General features: G+C 42.4%; 11 protein-coding genes. 1 reads left to right on the top strand and 10 read right to left on the bottom strand.

Going from position 1 to position 19,165, the window contains the following annotated elements; all coding sequences use genetic code 11:
- Positions 1–75: 75 nt before the first annotated feature.
- The 10 genes from D8855_RS01235 to rpoB all read right to left on the bottom strand — a co-directional run bounded on the left by D8855_RS01235 (position 76) and on the right by rpoB (position 14,800).
- Entirely contained in the window at positions 76–1,446 is a 1,371-nt protein-coding gene (locus D8855_RS01235) for an MATE family efflux transporter (protein WP_125415569.1), read from the bottom strand.
- 114 nt (positions 1,447–1,560) lie between these two features.
- Positions 1,561–2,715: a recombinase RecA gene (gene recA, locus D8855_RS01230; RefSeq protein WP_125410871.1), complete on the bottom strand. Its 1,155-nt coding sequence runs from the start codon at positions 2,713–2,715 to the stop codon at positions 1,561–1,563.
- 54 nt (positions 2,716–2,769) lie between these two features.
- Positions 2,770–4,026 carry a competence/damage-inducible protein A gene (locus D8855_RS01225; RefSeq protein ID WP_125415568.1) on the bottom strand — a complete coding sequence of 419 codons (1,257 nt, stop codon included), beginning with the start codon at positions 4,024–4,026 and terminating at the stop codon, positions 2,770–2,772.
- A gap of 67 nt (positions 4,027–4,093) precedes the next feature.
- The gene (gene lytR / locus D8855_RS01220) at positions 4,094–5,131 is read right to left on the bottom strand and encodes a glycopolymer--peptidoglycan transferase LytR (protein WP_049487428.1); all 1,038 of its coding nucleotides are present in this window, start codon (positions 5,129–5,131) and stop codon (positions 4,094–4,096) included.
- 7 nt (positions 5,132–5,138) lie between these two features.
- On the bottom strand, positions 5,139–5,657 hold the full coding sequence (locus D8855_RS01215) for a GNAT family N-acetyltransferase (protein WP_042751725.1): 519 nt from the start codon (positions 5,655–5,657) through the stop codon (positions 5,139–5,141).
- Positions 5,647–6,090 carry a tRNA (adenosine(37)-N6)-threonylcarbamoyltransferase complex ATPase subunit type 1 TsaE gene (gene tsaE, locus D8855_RS01210; protein WP_049487427.1) on the bottom strand — a complete coding sequence of 148 codons (444 nt, stop codon included), beginning with the start codon at positions 6,088–6,090 and terminating at the stop codon, positions 5,647–5,649. The genes D8855_RS01215 and tsaE overlap by 11 nt, the downstream gene beginning before the upstream one ends.
- A gap of 94 nt (positions 6,091–6,184) precedes the next feature.
- On the bottom strand, positions 6,185–6,817 hold the full coding sequence (locus tag D8855_RS01205; protein ID WP_260467314.1) for a competence protein: 633 nt from the start codon (positions 6,815–6,817) through the stop codon (positions 6,185–6,187).
- A gap of 130 nt (positions 6,818–6,947) precedes the next feature.
- Entirely contained in the window at positions 6,948–7,370 is a 423-nt protein-coding gene (gene ndk, locus D8855_RS01200; protein ID WP_125415566.1) for a nucleoside-diphosphate kinase, read from the bottom strand.
- Positions 7,371–7,478: 108 nt separating this feature from the next.
- Complete coding sequence (gene rpoC, locus D8855_RS01195; protein WP_169435146.1) at positions 7,479–11,156, bottom strand: DNA-directed RNA polymerase subunit beta'; 3,678 nt, start codon at positions 11,154–11,156, stop codon at positions 7,479–7,481.
- A 38-nt stretch (positions 11,157–11,194) separates the two neighbouring features.
- Entirely contained in the window at positions 11,195–14,800 is a 3,606-nt protein-coding gene (gene rpoB / locus D8855_RS01190; RefSeq protein WP_120769758.1) for a DNA-directed RNA polymerase subunit beta, read from the bottom strand.
- Between the two features lie 448 nt (positions 14,801–15,248).
- Between rpoB and D8855_RS01185 the strand changes: the two genes are divergently transcribed.
- Entirely contained in the window at positions 15,249–19,145 is a 3,897-nt protein-coding gene (locus D8855_RS01185; RefSeq protein ID WP_125415564.1) for a pullulanase, read from the top strand.
- The last annotated feature ends 20 nt before the right edge of the window (positions 19,146–19,165 follow it).

Here is a 19,165-nt window from a genome sequence, read left to right as displayed (position 1 = left end):
TTTTAATCTTTCTTATTATAACACAAGTTTTTTCGATTTTCACTAGAGGAAATGGATTTTATTCAGTAAATCCAACTAGGATTGCACTTTGGTTACCAATATCGCCTTGCCTTCTTTTATCAAGGGGTGACGGAACAGTGAGAAGTACAGCTGAATGGTCATGGCAACCCAGATAAAGGGTTCGCAAAGGATAACTCCCTTATAGCCTGCCCAAGGAATAATCAAAACCACAAAAGCGATTTTCCCGATTAGTTCTATAAAGCTAGAAACTAGAGGAAGGATCTTTTGCCCCAAACCCTGCAAACAATTGCGATAAATCAATAAGAGACTCAAAATAGGATAAAAGGCTGAACTGATTTGCAGATAGAGACTTCCATTTTCTATCAAGTAATCATCTGTCGAACTAGCCAAGAAGGAAACCAATGCTGGACTGGCAAAAAAGAGGAAGATACAAACAAAAACTGCCCAGGATATACTTAAACGACTGCCGATTCGAAGACCTTGAACAATGCGGTCTGGGCGCTTAGCACCTAAATTCTGAGAAGCAAAGGTCGTCATCGAAGCGGAAATAGCGGTCATAGGAAGAAGGGCGAAGGCCATAATGCGTCGAGCCGCCGTCTGGGCACTAATAATCACTGCACCAAAGGTATTAACAGAAGACTGTAAAATCACACTGCCGATAGATACAATCGAACTCATCAATCCCATAGCCAAACCTTGCTCCAAAAGATCCGAATATAAGTCCTTGTCCCATTTGAAATGCTTAAACTGAGGCAAAAGTTCTGGCACGCTCTTACGGATATAATAAAAGCATAAAACCGCTGATAATCCTTGTGAGATAATAGTCGCAAGTCCCGCAGATTGAACTCCAAGATGCAATTGCGTAATAAAATAGAGATCCAGAACCACATTAACCAAGGCAGAAAAAATCAAAAATCCAAGGGCAGCTAAACTGTCCCCAATAGATCGCAACAAACCTGCAAAGAGATTATAAGCGAAGCTAACACCGACACAGGTTACAATCATAGATATATATTGATAAGATTGAGGGAGTATTTCAGCAGGAGTATCTAGGTACTGTAAAAGAGGATACAGTCCCAGAAAACCCATCAGCATCACTACAACACTCAAAAGTGCACCTAAAATCCAGGTGGCTGCTACTGCTTCCTTTATTTTAGTGAAATTTCGAGCCCCGTAATAACGGGCAATGACAATCCCCATCCCATTGCCAACACCAAGAGTAAAACCTACAATCAGGTCAAAAATCGCTGTCGTCGCTCCTACTGCAGCCAAGGATTCTTGACCAAGAAAACGCCCAACAATCAAGACATCAGCAGTATTATAGAGCTGTTGAAAAATATTGGATAGCAAGATTGGGAAAACGAAGCTTAAGAGCGAGGGAAGAATAGGACCATGTATCAGGTCCACTGTTCGTTTTTTATTCATAAGGCTATTATATCAGCTTTCTAGAGGAGCGACAAGAAACAGCAAACTATGCGTGAGCGGAAAATCAGAACAAAGAATCGAAAAAGCAGTGGATTCCTCCACTACTTTGACAGCTTATTCTTCAATTTCGATTTCAAGCTCATCGCCTAGGTCAAGAGTTACTTCTTCATTCACAGAGTCTGCTTGAACTGCTTCATCTTTTTTGCTTTCAGCAGCTTCTTCTCCATCAATCAAACCAAATTGAACACGGACTTGATGATCAATCTCATCAAAGACTTCTGGGTTATCTGCCAAGTATTTCTTAGCATTTTCAGAACCTTGCCCAATTTTCTCATCCTTGTAAGAATACCAAGCTCCTGCTTTTTTGATGATATCCAAATCGCTTGCGATCTTCAAGAGCTCACCAGTCTTAGAAATCCCTTCTCCGTACATGATTTCAACGAAGGCTTCCTTAAATGGTGGAGCCACCTTATTTTTCACGACCTTGATCTTAGTTTCTTTACCGACATTGGTATCTTTTTGGTCACCAGTTCCCTTGATTTGTGTGCTTCCACGAACATCCAAACGCACTGAAGCGTAGAATTTCAAAGCACGTCCACCAGGAGTTGTTTCTGGATTTCCAAACATAACCCCAACTTTTTCACGCAATTGGTTGATAAAGATGGCAATAGTTTTTGTTTTATTAATAGAAGCACCAAGTTTACGCATGGCCTGACTCATCATACGAGCCTGCAAACCAACGTGGCTATCTCCGATATCTCCATCAATTTCCGCACGAGGTACAAGGGCAGCAACTGAGTCGACTACGACAAGATCCACGGCTCCTGAGTCAATCAATTTTCCTGCAATCTCAAGACCTTGCTCTCCTGAGTCTGGTTGTGACAAGAGCAATTCGTCAATATTGACCCCAAGAGCCGCAGCATAAGCTGGATCAAGGGCATGCTCCGCATCGATAAAGGCTGCAATCCCACCTTCTTTTTGCGCTTGCGCAACTGCATGAAGGGCAACCGTTGTCTTACCAGATGACTCTGGCCCATAGATTTCAATGATACGTCCCTTAGGATAACCACCTGAACCAAGGGCAATATCAAGAGCCAAGGAACCTGAGCTCATCACTTGCACTTTTTGCTCTGCACGTTCACCCAAACGCATGATTGAACCTTTACCAAAGTCTTTCTCAATCAATTTAAGAGCATCATTCAAGGCTTTTTCACGTTCTGCCCCGAATTTTTTTGAAATTTCATCTAATTTTTTTGGTTTTTTCGCCATTCTATTCTCCTACATTCTAATGGTCCTCAGACCTATCTACTATTATATCAAAAGTTAGTCACTTAATAAAGCCTTGCGAACTAGGTTAAAGGCATGCATAACCGCAATGTGCCGTACATCTGCTCGACTTCTGCCTCCAATATTAACCTTGATGACTTCAGTTCCATGCTCTTGAGCCAAGCCTATGAAGACTGTCCCAGCTGGGTGCCCTTCTAGGCTATCTGGTCCTGCCACTCCAGTCAAACTAAGGCCAAAATCTGACTGGGTCTTGCTTCGCGCCTGCTCAGCCATCTTCTGAGCTGTAAATTCAGACACCACACCGTGCTCTTCCAAATCCTTGACAGGAATATCCAACATCTTTGATTTTTCCTCCAAGCTATAGGTCACGAAACCACCCTTAAATATACTTGAAGCTCCTGAAAAATCAGCTACAGTAGCTTGGAAAAGACCTGCCGTCAAACTCTCTGCAGCCGTGATGGTTTTCCCTTGCTTTTTCAGTTCTTCTACCACAATACTAGCTAAACTAGTTTCTTCCCCATAACCATAACAAAGATCTCGTAAAGAAATTCCTTCGAAAGTCTGGTGGTCCAAGATTTGATTTTCCAAGATATCCAGCGTTTGATTCGCCTCTTCTTGGCTGCTAGCTTTTGTTGACAGACGCAGAGTGACTTCTCCTGTCTTGGCATAAGGTGCCAAGGTAGGATCGGTCTGATTATCAATTAAATCAGCCAAAATCGTAACCAGCTGACTTTCGCCAATCCCAAAGAAACGAAGAACTCGGGAATATAGCTTACTCCCCGTCATCAACTTGGGTAGAAGTTGGTTTAAGACCATCGGTTTCAATTCACTTGGTGGACCTGGAAGGACGACGTAGGTCACTCCATTGACTTCCAAAATACCTCCCACAGCCAGTCCTGTTTCGTTGGGCAGTGGAGTCGCTCCCTCTACAATTTGAGCTTGTCTTTCGTTATTCGGTGTTCGGGCATAGTCTGGTCGCTGGGCAAAAAAGACATCCAACTTCTCCTGAGCCTGAGGATCGAAGACTAATTCTTTCCCTAAAAATTTAGCTAGGGTTTGTTTGGTTAGATCGTCCTCAGTTGGCCCCAAACCACCTGTCAAAATCACCAGACTGCTACGTTGACTGGCAATCTCAAGCAGGGATAAGAGACGAGCTTCATTGTCTCCTACAGCGGTCTGAAAATATACATCTACCCCAATCTCTGCTAGTTTTTCCGACAAAAACTGGGCATTGGTATTAACAATCTGTCCTGTCAAAATCTCTGTTCCAACAGCAATGATTTCTGCTTTCATGTTTCCTCCTACCTATCTATTCGTATTTTTTTGAAAAAATCGCAGGAAATTTCCCACGATTTCATTATTAATTTTGTTCTATTTCTACACTTGAAGCATTCGTTGGTGTAGCAGTTCTTCCAAGAATTGCTTCGTATAACACAGCATTGGTTTCTACTTCAGTTACTTCCTCTTTACCTAGTGAACGACGTAAGAGATTTTGCATTTCTAACATATGCTCAGTTGTCACAATCTGGTAAGAAATGCCCTGAAGTTCAGCATCTTCTCCTCGCAATTGATGTGTTTCAATATTCTTGAAGGAATCTTGATAACCAAGTAATTGTGGAATACTTTTCGCTGATAAATCAATGTTGGTCTGCATATTGGTACTTAGGGCTTTTAAGATAGACTGATAGTGACTAACACTATTCAAGCTAAGAACTTTTTCAACAACCTTTTGAATGACTTCACGCTGACGCTTCTGACGTCCGTAGTCCCCTTCTGGATCTTGGTAGCGCATGCGAGAATAAACAAGCGCTTCTTCACCATTTAGAGTTTGCTGTCCAACACCAATGGAAATTTTATTAAATTCTTCCTGGTCAGTAATCGAAATTGGAAAACCGAGTGTATTATTTACAGTCACCCCGCCAACTGCATCAACCAATTGTTGCAGCCCCTGCATATTCACCATAACGTAACGATCGATATGAATATTCATCATTTTCTGGATAGTTGAGATTGCCAATTCCGCACCACCACCAGCGTAGGCGGCATTTAGTTTAGCTTCCTCAACACTACCATCTTTATGCTGAATTTTAGTCAAGATATCACGTTCCAAACTCAACATCGTTGTTTTTTTCGTATGCGGATTAACCGTTAAGAGAATCATGGAATCACTATTTCCCTCCCAAGGGTCAGTTCGTTCTACGTTTCCAGTATCAACCCCCATTAAAAGGATCGTTAAGGGTTCAGTCGCCTCAATAACATTGGTTTCTTCCCCTATTTTTTTATAGGTCTTTGATAAGGTTTGTGTGCCTTGCTGATAAATGGTATAAGCAAAAACACCGACACCCAAAACTGTCACAGCTAGAAAAGCTAGCACCATTCCAATAATTTTTTTAACCATATTACTATCAATCTATCAGTCTACCCATCAGGTAAACATCTATAAATTTCCCTTCTTCTATGTACGCACCGCGATCTTGTCTACCTTCAATGACAAAACCATTCTTTTGATATAAATGAACTGCAGCCTGATTACGAGTTTGGACAGTGAGTTGAAGTCGACGAAGAATGCCACTAGCCTGCGCCCATTCTACAACTTCTTCAAGTAACAAACTCCCCAGTCCATTATTCCAATACTTCTTACCAATCACAATGAAGAGATCTCCAATATGCCGAACTCTCTTGCGCTGGTCAGCTGTAATATTTACAATACCAGCAATTTCATCATTCAGCAAGGCTAGTAAAGTGATTTGATTTTCTGAATGAGCCTGTTTATCCAAAAACAACTCCATCTCAGTATCTGTCATCAAAATGCCATCCCTGTCCAGACTGGTAAAATCTGTTTCTACACTGACACGATTTAAAAATGATACTAACTCAGCCGCATCTTCAACTTCTGCTTCCCTAATGAGCAACTCATACTCCATGTTGAAGCTCCTCTAAGAGTTTTTCTGCACGTAAACCCTTTGCTTGGAAATTCAGCCTGCGACCGTCTTCTTCTTTTAGAATTTCCAATTCTAAATAAGTATCTGGTAAGGCATCACCTAAAAGATGTCCCCACTCGATGACAGTCACCCCGCCACCAAAGAGAAACTCATCTAAATCAATAGAATCAGCATCCCCCTCAATGCGGTAAACATCTAAATGATAAAGAGGAAGACGACCTTCATACTCTCTTACGATAGTGTAGGTTGGACTCTTAATCATCTGAGTAATCTGTAATCCTTTAGCAAGACCTTTTGTAAAGGTCGTTTTGCCTGCTCCAAGCTCTCCAGTTAGAATTAAGACATCATTCTTTTCTAATAAATAGCCCAAACGTTCCCCTAAGGACTGTAACTCTTCTTCGTTTTTAGTGTACATGTTTCTATTATACCAAAAACTTGTTCTTTGTCTAGGTATTATCTCTGAATTCCATATTATGAATTAAAAACTTGAGCCAATCCTTGTTATGATCTTAAAATAGGAACAGTAAAAAGACAACTAACAAGATATCTCTCATCAAATGACTGTAAAATGAAACTTCCCAACGAATGACTTTTGGCACCAACAGTTCTAGAAATAGCATTCCCAAGGCAATATAAAAGGTCATGGATAATAGCATCCAAGGATTTCTGAGAAAGATTAGAATAGCTAATCCACTAATAAAACACATTTCCTTCTTTCCAAAAATCTTTTTCAATCCATTTACATACTTCTGAATCGGCAGAAAAACTAACAAATCAATACCAAATAAGAAAAAGAAACTCGGTAGAAAGGCTTCCACAAACCCTTCTACGGAAGTATTTCCTGAAAGGATATGTTCTATAACAATTAAGGCTAAACCCAAAATATTTACTAAGAGCAATAGGCTATACAAGAATTGTTGCTTATCTTCTTTAAAAACTGAATAATGTTGATTTCCCTGCCCTCTATAATAGTTTAGCCCTGCACCAATACTGGCAAGAAGCAACATGCCAACTAAATAATAGAAGCAGTTTTGATTTAACACCAAGGACCAAGTCGATAAACTTAAACAAGAACAGCTACTGATACCAAAAATCGTAAACAATAACAAAACTTGAATTTGCTTTTTCATTTTTTCCATCATTCTTCCTCCCTTACTTGCTCTTATTATAGGCTAGAAATCCTCACAATTGCTAAAATATTTCTCAACTGTCAGTTTTCTACTCTAAAATGCAAAAAAGTTTGATGCAGGTAACCCTTACATCAAACTTTTGCTATTTTTCCTCAAACCAAAGAGCAATTTCTCGCTTAGCTGACTCTTCTGAATCTGAACCATGTACAACATTTTGGATAGCCTCATTTTCTCCAGCAGCTTTTGCAAAATCACCTCGAATAGTTCCTGGTAAAGCTTCTTCTGGACGAGTCGCACCCATCATAGTCCGCCAAATTTCGATTACTTTAGGACCAGAAATGATGCCCACAAGAACTGGTCCTGAAGTCATGAATTCACGAATCGGTGGGTAAAAACTTTGGTCAACCAAGTTCTGATAGTGCTGGTCAATCAACTCTTCTGAAACCTTTGTACGCAACTCCAATTTTTCGATTGTCAATCCACGTTGTTCGATGCGTTTCAACACCTCACCCACTAATCCTCTTTTTACACCGTCTGGTTTAATGATAAAAAATGTTTGTTCCATACCCGTCTCCTTTGTCAGCTTCTTTCTTTTATTTTACCACATTTCATGGAAAAATGGAGAAAGTTTTCAGAAAATAGAAAGAGAACCCGAAGGCTCTCTCATTCTCTTTTATTCTACTGTTTCTTCCACAGTTTCAACGACAGTATCCACAACTACTTCTGTTGTTTCTTCATTTCCTTCTTCCTCTACTGGAGGATTAAGGTATTCTTCTTCGTTGATAGCTTGTGGTTCAAGGTTACGGTAACGGGCCATACCAGTACCTGCTGGGATGATCTTACCGATGATAACATTTTCTTTAAGTCCAAGGAGATGGTCTTTCTTACCACGGATAGCTGCGTCAGTAAGGACACGAGTTGTTTCCTGGAAGGAAGCCGCTGACAAGAAACTGTTTGTTTCAAGTGAGGCTTTGGTAATTCCCATAAGAACTGGGCGACCTGTCGCTGGAACTCCACCTGCGATAAGAACATCTTTGTTGGCATCTGTAAAGTCATTGATATCCATGAGGGTACCCATGAGAAGATCTGTGTCACCTGGATCCATGACACGAACTTTACGGATCATTTGACGAACCATTACCTCGATGTGTTTGTCACCGATTTCTACCCCTTGGCTACGGTAAACTTTTTGCACTTCACCGAGAAGATAAGTTTCAACTGACAAGACATCACGAACTGCAAGGAGACGTTTTGGTTGGATAGAACCTTCTGTCAAAGCAGCACCACGCGCTACTTGGTCTCCAACCTCAACACGCATACGAGCTGTAAATGGAACGACGTACTCACCTTCGCCAGTTTCACCCTTAACAAAGACTTTCTTAGTACGAGTTGATGCATCTTCTTCGATAGCAGTAACTTGTCCTTTAACCTCTGTGATAACCGCTTCCCCTTTAGGATTGCGGGCTTCAAAGATTTCTTGGACACGAGGAAGACCCTGAGTGATATCGGTATTTGAGGCAACCCCACCCGTGTGGAAGGTACGCATTGTAAGCTGTGTACCAGGTTCCCCGATAGATTGGGCAGCGATTGTACCAACTGCTTCACCAACTTCAACCGCATCACCAGTCGCCAAGTTGATACCATAACAGTGACGGCATACACCATGACGAGTGTTACATGTAAATACAGAGCGGATAGTCACTTCTTCCACACCAGCATTGACAATTTCACGCGCCTTGTCTTCTGTAATCAACTCATTTGGACCGATAATCACTGCACCAGTTTCTGGATGTTTAACGGTTTTCTTAGTGTAACGACCGTTGAGACGTTCTTCTAGAGACTCGATCATCTCTTTTCCTTCTGCGATAGAACGGATAAGGAGACCACGGTCTGTTCCACAGTCGTCCTCACGGATGATAACGTCTTGGGCAACGTCAACCAAACGACGAGTCAAGTAACCTGAGTCGGCTGTCTTAAGGGCCGTATCGGTCATACCTTTACGCGCACCGTGAGTTGAGAAGAACATTTCGAGTACTGACAAACCTTCGCGGAAGTTTGAAAGGATTGGCAATTCCATGATACGTCCGTTCGGAGCTGCCATCAGACCACGCATTCCGGCAAGTTGTGAGAAGTTTGAGATGTTACCACGGGCTCCAGAGTCCATCATCATAACGATTGGGTTCTTAGGATCTTGGTTGGCAATCAAGCGTTTCTCTAGTTTTTCACGGGCAGCACGCCATTCAGCTGTAACAGCATTATAACGCTCGTCGTCTGTGATCATACCACGACGGAATTGTTTTGTGATTTGTTCTACACGTTTGTGTGATTCTTCAATGATTTCAGCCTTGTCATCAACGACTGGGATATCGGCAATACCCACTGTCAATCCTGCAAGAGTTGAGTGGTGGTAACCGAGGTTCTTCATACGGTCAAGTAGGGCAGAAGTTTCTGTCGTACGGAAACGTTTGAAGATTTCAGCGATGATATTTCCAAGGTTTTTCTTCTTGAATGGAGGGTTAAGTTCAAGATTGTTGATAGCTTCCTTGATATCTCCACCAAGTGGCAAGAAGTATTTAGCTGGAACGCCTTCTGTCAAGTTGGCATTGTTTGGTTCTTGCAAGTATGGTAGACCCTCTGGCATGATGTCGTTGAAGAGGATTTTACCAACTGTTGTAAGCAAGACCTTGTGTTTTTGCTCTTCTGTCCAAGGTTTGTTGAGGCTGTCTGTTGCGATACCAACACGTGAGTGAAGGTGAACATAACCATTACGGTAAGCCATAACTGCTTCGTCACGGTCTTTGAAGACCATTCCTTCACCTTCACGACCAGCTTCTTCCATGGTCAAGTAGTAGTTACCCAAAACCATGTCCTGAGATGGAGTAACAACTGGTTTACCATCTTTCGGGTTCAAGATGTGCTCAGCAGCTAGCATGAGGATACGAGCTTCTGCTTGGGCTTCTTCTGAAAGTGGTACGTGGATGGCCATTTGGTCCCCGTCAAAGTCGGCATTGTAGGCTTCACAGACAAGTGGGTGCAAGCGAAGGGCCTTACCATCAATCAAGACCGGCTCGAAAGCTTGGATACCCAAACGGTGAAGGGTCGGTGCGCGGTTCAAAAGCACTGGGTGTTCTTTAATCACTTCTTCAAGAATATCCCAGATACGCTCATCTCCGCGTTCCACCAAGCGTTTAGCAGCTTTGACGTTTTGCACGATATCACGGGCAACAATTTCACGCATCACGAATGGTTTAAAGAGCTCGATCGCCATTTCACGTGGCACACCACATTGGTACATCTTAAGAGTTGGACCAACGGCGATAACAGAACGTCCTGAGAAGTCAACACGTTTACCGAGCAAGTTTTGACGGAAGCGTCCTTGTTTACCTTTAAGCATGTGGCTCAATGATTTCAATGGACGGCTACCTGGTCCTGTGATTGGACGACCACGACGACCATTGTCAATCAAAGCGTCAACTGCTTCTTGAAGCATACGCTTCTCATTTTGAACGATGATACCTGGTGCATTCAACTCAAGCAAACGAGCCAAACGGTTGTTACGGTTGATAACACGGCGGTAAAGATCGTTCAAGTCAGATGAGGCAAAACGGCCACCATCCAACTGCAACATTGGACGAAGATCTGGTGGAATAACTGGAAGGATGTTGAGAATCATCCATTCAGGTTTGTTTCCAGATTTGTAAAAGGCATCCAAAACATCCAAACGACGGATGGCTTTGACACGCTTTTGTCCAGTAGCTGTTTTCAACTCTTCTTTGAGTTCAGCAATTTCTTTTTCAAGATCTACTTGTTTCAAAAGGTCTTGGATAGCTTCGGCACCCATTTTGGCAACGAATGATCCATAACCATACTCACGCAAGCGCTCACGGTATTCGCGCTCTGTCATGATAGACTTGTGCTCAAGTGGGGTATCCTTAGGATCAATCACCACATAAGCCGCAAAGTAGATAACTTCCTCGAGAGCACGAGGGCTCATATCAAGGGTCAAGCCCATACGGCTTGGAATCCCCTTGAAGTACCAGATGTGAGATACAGGAGCTTTCAATTCGATATGTCCCATACGCTCACGACGAACTTTCGTACGCGTTACTTCAACCCCACAACGGTCACAAACAATTCCTCTGTAACGAATGCGTTTGTACTTACCACAAGCACATTCCCAGTCTTTTGTAGGTCCAAAGATAACTTCATCAAAGAGACCTTCACGTTCTGGTTTCAAGGTACGGTAATTGATTGTTTCAGGTTTTTTTACTTCTCCATAAGACCATGAACGGACTTTACTTGGAGAAGCTAGGGTGATTTGCATACTTTTAAAACGATTTACATCAACCACTATTTCTTCCCTTTCTATTCTAAGTGAACTGCTTTTTCTTATTCAGCAGCTTCTTCTGTTGCTTCCGCTTTTGTTGCTTTCTCAGCTTCTTCAGCTTCAAAGGCTGCTTTAGCCTCTTGTGCTGCTTTTTCGCGGGCTTTTTCAAGGTCATCTACGTGGATGACATCTTCGTCCATTCCTTCATCCAAGTCGCGAAGTTCCACTTCTTGGTCATCTTCGTCTAGGACACGCATGTCAAGACCAAGAGATTGCAATTCTTTGACAAGAACTCGGAAGGATTCTGGAACACCTGGTTTTGGAATTGGTTTTCCTTTTGTAATAGCTTCATAGGCTTTCAAACGTCCGTTGATATCGTCAGACTTGTAAGTCAAGATTTCTTGAAGAACATTTGACGCACCATAGGCTTCAAGAGCCCAAACCTCCATCTCACCAAAACGTTGTCCTCCAAACTGAGCTTTACCTCCGAGTGGTTGTTGGGTAACAGTTGAGTAAGGTCCGACAGAACGCGCGTGCAATTTATCGTCAACCATGTGGTGAAGTTTGATCATGTACATGACTCCGACAGAAACACGGTTATCAAACGGTTCCCCAGTACGTCCATCGTAAAGGATTGTTTTGGCATCGCTATCCATACCTGCTTCTTTAACAGTTGACCAAAGGTCTTCAGAACTTGCTCCGTCAAAGACTGGTGTTGCGATGTGAATACCAAGAGTACGAGCAGCCATACCAAGGTGAAGCTCCATAACCTGACCGATATTCATACGTGATGGTACCCCAAGTGGGTTAAGCATGATATCGACTGGAGTCCCATCTGGAAGGTAAGGCATGTCTTCTACAGGAACGATACGAGAGACAACCCCTTTATTTCCGTGGCGTCCGGCCATCTTATCTCCGACCTTGATCTTACGTTTTTGAGCGATGTAAACGCGAACCAGCATATTAACACCTGATTGCAGTTCATCTCCATTTGCACGTGTAAAGATCTTAACATCACGAACGACACCATCGGCACCGTGTGGTACACGAAGAGAAGTATCACGCACTTCACGAGATTTATCTCCGAAGATAGCGTGCAAGAGACGTTCTTCAGCTGAAAGGTCTTTCTCACCCTTAGGTGTTACTTTTCCTACAAGGATATCACCTTCTTTAACCTCAGCACCGATACGGATAATACCCATTTCGTCAAGGTCTTTAAGGGCATCTTCACCAACGTTTGGAATTTCGCGAGTGATTTCTTCAGGCCCAAGCTTTGTATCGCGTGTTTCTGATTCGTATTCTTCAAGGTGGACAGATGTGTAGACATCGTCTTTGACCAAGCGTTCGCTCATGATAACGGCATCCTCAAAGTTGTAACCTTCCCAAGTCATGTAGGCAACGATTGGGTTTTGTCCAAGCGCCATTTCTCCATTTTCCATAGAAGGTCCGTCAGCAATGAAATCGCCTTTTTCAACGACATCTCCAACTTTTACGAGAGTGCGTTGGTTGTAAGCAGTACCTGAGTTTGAACGACGGAATTTTTGGATGTGATAAACATCCAATGAACCATCTTCACGACGAACTTCTACCTTGTCAGCATCTGCGTAAGTAACTTTACCATCATACTGAGCAATCACAGCAGCTCCTGAATCGTGGGCTGCTTGATATTCCATACCAGTACCAACGTAAGGTGCTTTAGGATTAATCAATGGTACAGCCTGACGTTGCATGTTGGCTCCCATAAGGGCACGGTTGGAGTCATCGTTTTCCAAGAAAGGAATACATGCTGTCGCAACGGCAACTACCTGTTTTGGTGATACGTCCATATAGTCAACAACATTAGCTGGATACTCTTGGTTGACCCCTTGGTGACGTCCCATGACAACTTTCTCGGCAAATGTTCCATCTTCATTCAGACGAGAATTAGCCTGTGCTACAGTAAATTCATCTTCTTCATCGGCTGTCAACCAAACGATTTCATTCGTAACAACACCTGTTTCACGGTCAACTTTACGGTATGGTGTTTGAACAAAGCCATACTTATTCAAGTGTCCGTAAGATGACAAGTTATTGATCAAACCGATGTTAGGTCCTTCAGGTGTCTCGATTGGACACATACGGCCGTAGTGAGTGTAGTGCACGTCACGTACTTCATATCCAGCGCGGTCACGTGTCAAACCACCAGGTCCTAAGGCTGACAAACGGCGTTTGTGAGACAACTCAGAAAGCGGGTTGTGTTGGTCCATGAACTGTGACAACTGTGATGAACCAAAGAATTCTTTAACCGCAGCTGTTACAGGACGAATATTGATGATTTGTTGTGGTGTCAAGACTTCATTATCTTGAACAGACATACGTTCACGGACATTACGTTCCATACGAGAAAGTCCAAGACGTACTTGGTTAGCAAGCAATTCACCAACTGCACGGATACGACGGTTTCCAAGATGGTCGATATCATCTACACGACCAAGTCCTTCAGCCAAGTTGAGGAAGTAGCTCATCTCAGCAAGGATATCTGCAGGAGTGACGATACGAACCTTGTCATCTGGATTAGCATTACCAATAATAGTTACAACACGGTCTGGATCAGTTGGAGCAACAACCTTGAATTTTTGAAGAACAACTGGCTCAGTCACAACGGCTGCATCATTTGGAATGTAGACAATCTTGTTCAAGTCGCCATCCAAATGGCTTTCAATACTTTCAATCACGCTACGAGTCATGATTGTACCAGCTTCTACCAAGATTTCGCCTGTTTCAGGGTCTACCAATGGCTCAGCAATAGTTTGGTTAAGCAAGCGTGTTTTAACATTGAGTTTTTTATTGATCTTGTAACGACCAACTGCTGCTAGGTCATAGCGACGTGGGTCAAAGAAACGAGCCACAAGCAAGCTACGTGAACTTTCAGCAGTCTTAGGCTCACCTGGACGAAGGCGTTCGTAAATTTCTTTCAAGGCTTCGTCTGTACGAGAGTCCATTGGGTTCTTGTGGATATCTTTTTCAACAGTGTTGCGAACCAATTCGCTGTCACCAAAGATATCAAAGATTTCATCGTCACCTGAGAAACCAAGTGCACGAACCAAGGTTGTAAATGGAATCTTACGAGTACGGTCGATACGAGTGTAGGCGATATCTTTTGAGTCACTTTCAAGTTCCAACCAAGCTCCACGGTTAGGGATAACAGTTGAACCGTAGCCCACTTTACCGTTTTTATCAACTTTATCGTTAAAGTAAACACCTGGTGAGCGGACCAACTGAGATACGATGATACGTTCACCACCATTGATGATGAAAGTACCCATTTCTGTCATGATTGGGAAATCACCAAAGAAAACTTCTTGGGTCTTGATTTCGCCTGTTTCTTTATTGATCAAGCGGAAGGTTACAAAAATTGGTGCTGAGTAGCTAGCATCGTGGATACGAGCCTCTTCTAGCGTGTATTTTGGTTCCTTGATTTCATATCCAACAAATTCCAACTCCATTGTGTCTGTGAAGTTTGAAATTGGCAATACATCTTCAAACACTTCCTTCAGACCATGGTCTAGGAAATCTTTGAATGAGTCAGTTTGAATTTCAATCAAATTTGGTAAGTCAAGAACTTCTTTGATTCTTGAAAAACTACGACGGGTACGATGTTTCCCGTATTGAACGTCATGTCCTGCCAAGATGATTCTCCTTTGTAAATAAGTTCCAAGCCTTGTCAATCAGGCTTTTCTAATCGTCATATGGTTTTAAAAACCCCTATCACCGTGTCCTCTTGATAAATTTTCAGAATCTTTAAGTCTTTGTTACAAGTACTCAAAATCCTGAAAAAAAGCACAAAAAGAGCAGCTAAATCTGACTTTTTCAGAAGATTTAACTGCTGTGAGCCTTGTCTGGACAATATTTCAGACAAAACCTACGACAAATGATTATTCATATTATACCCTATTTAGCTAGATTTTTCAAGGGGATTGACGAATTTTTGACAAAATCTTTTCCTATTAGAAAGACTAGCTAAATCGTAACAAAATCTGTTGCGATTTTTCTTTTATTTTAGTTTCAGGAAAACGCTTGCATATTCTTTTACTAAGTGCTATACTGATATAGAAATTTATTGATTGGAGAATCATTATGAGAAAAACACCATCTCACACTGAGAAAAAAATGGTTTACAGCATCCGTTCCCTCAAAAATGGAACTGGTTCTGTCCTTATTGGAGCAAGCCTTGTTCTGCTTGCCATGGCTACACCAACTATTTCAGCCAACGAAAATACTACAAGCAATAAGGGAACTAGTAATGAAACCACTACTGCACTTGCCCAACCTCTTACTGATACAGCAAACATCGCTGGCAAGAACGAAAGCGATTTTTCTTCAACTAATAATGCAAACGCTTCCCTGGAGAAAAAAGAAGAAAAACCTGCAACAGAGCCAGCAACTCCTGTTTCAAGCCCAGCCGATTCAGCACCACAAACTGGACAAGATCGTTCAAGTGAGCCAACGACTTCTACTAGTCCAGTAACGACTGAAACTAAGGCAGAAGAGCCAATCGAAGACAACTACTTCCGTATCCATGTCAAAAAACTTCCTGAAGAAAACAAGGATGCTCAAGGACTATGGACTTGGGACGATGTTGAAAAACCTTCTGAAAATTGGCCTAACGGAGCCTTGTCCTTCAAGGATGCCAAAAAAGATGACTATGGCTACTACCTAGATGTCAAATTAAAGGGAGAACAAGCCAAGAAAATTAGCTTCCTCATCAATAATACAGCTGGAAAAAATCTAACCGGCGATAAATCGGCCGAAAAACTAGCACCAAAGATGAATGAGGCTTGGTTAGACCAAGATTACAAGGTTTTCTCTTACGAGCCACAACCTGCAGGAACTATCCGTGTCAACTACTACCGCACAGATGGCAACTACGACAAGAAATCTCTCTGGTACTGGGGAGATGTGAAGGAGCCAAGTAGTGGTGAATGGCCTAACGGAACAGACTTTACGGCTACAGGCAAATATGGTCGCTATATCGATATTCCACTCAAAGATGCAGCTAAAGACCTTGGATTTTTATTACTAGACAGAAGCAAACAAGGAGACGATGTGAAAATCCGTAAAGAAGATTATAAGTTCACAGATTTGAAAAATCATAGCCAAATCTTCCTCAAAGACGATGACGAATCAATCTACACAAATCCATACTATGTCCACGATATCCGAATGACAGGGGCTCAGCACGTAGGAACTTCTAGCATTGAAAGTAGCTTTTCAACACTGGTCGGTGCCAAAAAAGAAGATATTCTCAAGCACTCCAACATCACTAATCACCTAGGAAACAAGGTAACTATTACCGATGTTGCAATCGACGAAGCTGGTAAGAAAGTAACTTACAGCGGAGATTTCTCTGACACAAAACATCCCTATACTGTTAGCTACAATTCCGACCAATTCACTACCAAAACAAGCTGGCGTCTGAAAGATGAGACTTACAGCTATGATGGCAAGCTTGGAGCTGACCTCAAAGAAGAAGGAAAACAGGTTGATTTGACCCTCTGGTCACCAAGTGCTGATAAGGTTTCTGTTGTTGTCTACGACAAAAATGACCCTAACAAAGTAGTTGGAACTGTCGCTCTTGAAAAAGGAGAAAGAGGGACTTGGAAACAAACTCTAGATAGCACAAACAAACTAGGAATCACAGATTTCACTGGATACTATTATCAATACCAAATCGAGCGTCAGGGTAAAACTGTTCTTGCACTCGATCCTTACGCTAAATCTCTCGCTGCTTGGAATAGTGACGATGCCAAGATCGATGATGCCCATAAAGTGGCTAAAGCTGCCTTTGTAGATCCAGCCAAACTAGGACCTCAAGACTTGACTTATGGTAAGCTCCACAACTTCAAGACTCGTGAAGATGCCGTTATCTATGAAGCTCATGTGCGTGACTTCACTTCAGATCCGGCCATTGCAAAAGACTTGACCAAACCATTTGGTACTTTTGAAGCCTTTATCGAAAAACTAGATTACCTCAAAGACTTGGGTGTAACCCACATCCAGCTCCTTCCAGTCTTGTCTTACTACTTTGTCAATGAATTGAAAAACCATGAACGCTTGTCTGACTATGCTTCAAGCAATAGCAACTACAACTGGGGATATGACCCTCAAAACTACTTCTCATTGACTGGTATGTACTCAAGCGATCCTAAGAATCCAGAGAAACGAATCGCAGAATTTAAAAACCTCATCAACGAAATCCACAAACGTGGCATGGGAGCTATCCTAGATGTCGTTTATAACCACACAGCCAAAGTCAATATCTTTGAAGACCTAGAGCCAAATTACTACCACTTTATGGATGCTGATGGAACACCACGAACTAGCTTTGGTGGTGGACGCTTGGGGACAACCCACCATATGACCAAACGTCTCCTAGTTGACTCTATCAAATATCTGGTTGATACTTACAAAGTAGATGGATTCCGCTTCGATATGATGGGAGACCATGATGCAGCTTCTATCGAAGAAGCTTACAAGGCTGCACGCGCCCTCAATCCAAATCTTATCATGCTTGGTGAAGGTTGGAGAACCTATGCTGGTGATGAAAATATGCCTACTAAAGCTGCTGACCAAGATTGGATGAAACATACCGATACTGTCGCTGTATTTTCAGATGACATCCGTAACAACCTCAAGTCTGGTTATCCAAATGAAGGTCAACCTGCCTTTATCACGGGTGGTAAGCGTGATATCAACACTATCTTTAAAAATCTGATTGCTCAACCAACTAACTTTGAAGCAGACAGCCCTGGAGATGTCATCCAATACATCGCAGCCCATGATAACTTGACCCTCTTTGACATCATTGCCCAGTCTATTAAAAAAGACCCAAGCAAGGCTGAAAACTATGCTGAAATCCATCGTCGTTTGCGACTTGGAAACCTCATGGTCTTGACAGCTCAAGGAACTCCATTTATCCACTCTGGTCAGGAATACGGACGCACCAAACAATTCCGTGACCCAGCCTACAAGACCCCAGTAGCAGAAGACAAGGTTCCAAACAAATCTCACTTGTTGCGTGATAAGGACGGCAATCCATTTGACTATCCTTACTTCATCCATGACTCTTACGACTCTAGTGATGCTATCAATAAGTTTGACTGGACTAAGGCTACAGATGGTAAAGCTTATCCTGAAAATGTCAAGAGCCGTGACTATATGAAAGGTTTGATTGCCCTTCGTCAATCTACAGATGCCTTCCGACTTAAGAGTCTTCAAGATATCAAAGACCGTGTCCACCTCATCACTATCCCAGGCCAAAATGGTGTGGAAAAAGAGGACGTGGTGATTGGCTACCAAATCACTGCTCCAAACGGTGATATCTATGCAGTCTTTGTCAATGCGGACGAAAAAGCTCGCGAATTTAATTTAGGAACTGCCTTTGCCCACCTCAGAAATGCTGAAGTTTTAGCAGATGAAAATCAAGCAGGACCAGTCGGAATTGCCAACCCTAAAGGGCTTGAATGGACTGAAAAAGGTTTGAAATTAAATGCCCTTACAGCCACTGTTCTTCGAATCTCTCAAGGCGGTGCCATCGTTGCCCCAGCTGTGGAAGAAAAACCAGAATTTGATCTTTCTAGCTTAACACAAGAGCAAAGTCAAAATAACGGCCAAGACAATATTCCAAACCGAGTCGTCAAACCGGAACATCAAAATCCAGCTCCACAGGCTAAACCTGATTCTGCAAAACCAGATGCAAAAGTAGCAGATGCGGATCATAAACCTAGCAAAGCTACAACTGATCCACATACTGAACAACCAGCACAAGAAACACAAGCATCATCTGTACAAGAAGCTGTTCAAAACGAATCGGTAGATAACTCTAGCAAGGAAAATATAGCTGCACCCCTAGCTAAACAAGCTGAACTTCCAAATACAGGAACCAAAAACGATCACAAACTCCTGTTTGCAGGAATCAGCATTCTTGCCCTTCTAGGTCTCGGGTTCTTACTAAAAAACAAAAAAGAGAACTAAACTAGCCCTCCTATAGAAAA

It is taken from the genome of Streptococcus mitis, from assembly GCF_003942685.1.
Lineage (GTDB): Bacteria > Bacillota > Bacilli > Lactobacillales > Streptococcaceae > Streptococcus > Streptococcus mitis_CD.
This window is presented reverse-complemented; position numbering and strand designations above follow the sequence as displayed.

Coding starts and splice junctions, on each gene's coding strand:
- D8855_RS01235 (WP_125415569.1), bottom strand. CDS start 1,446: ATGAATAAAAAACGAACAGTGGACCTGATACATGGTCCTATTCTTCCC.
- recA (WP_125410871.1), bottom strand. CDS start 2,715: ATGGCGAAAAAACCAAAAAAATTAGATGAAATTTCAAAAAAATTCGGG.
- D8855_RS01225 (WP_125415568.1), bottom strand. CDS start 4,026: ATGAAAGCAGAAATCATTGCTGTTGGAACAGAGATTTTGACAGGACAG.
- lytR (WP_049487428.1), bottom strand. CDS start 5,131: ATGGTTAAAAAAATTATTGGAATGGTGCTAGCTTTTCTAGCTGTGACA.
- D8855_RS01215 (WP_042751725.1), bottom strand. CDS start 5,657: ATGGAGTATGAGTTGCTCATTAGGGAAGCAGAAGTTGAAGATGCGGCT.
- tsaE (WP_049487427.1), bottom strand. CDS start 6,090: ATGTACACTAAAAACGAAGAAGAGTTACAGTCCTTAGGGGAACGTTTG.
- D8855_RS01205 (WP_260467314.1), bottom strand. CDS start 6,817: ATGATGGAAAAAATGAAAAAGCAAATTCAAGTTTTGTTATTGTTTACG.
- ndk (WP_125415566.1), bottom strand. CDS start 7,370: ATGGAACAAACATTTTTTATCATTAAACCAGACGGTGTAAAAAGAGGA.
- D8855_RS01185 (WP_125415564.1), top strand. CDS start 15,249: ATGAGAAAAACACCATCTCACACTGAGAAAAAAATGGTTTACAGCATC.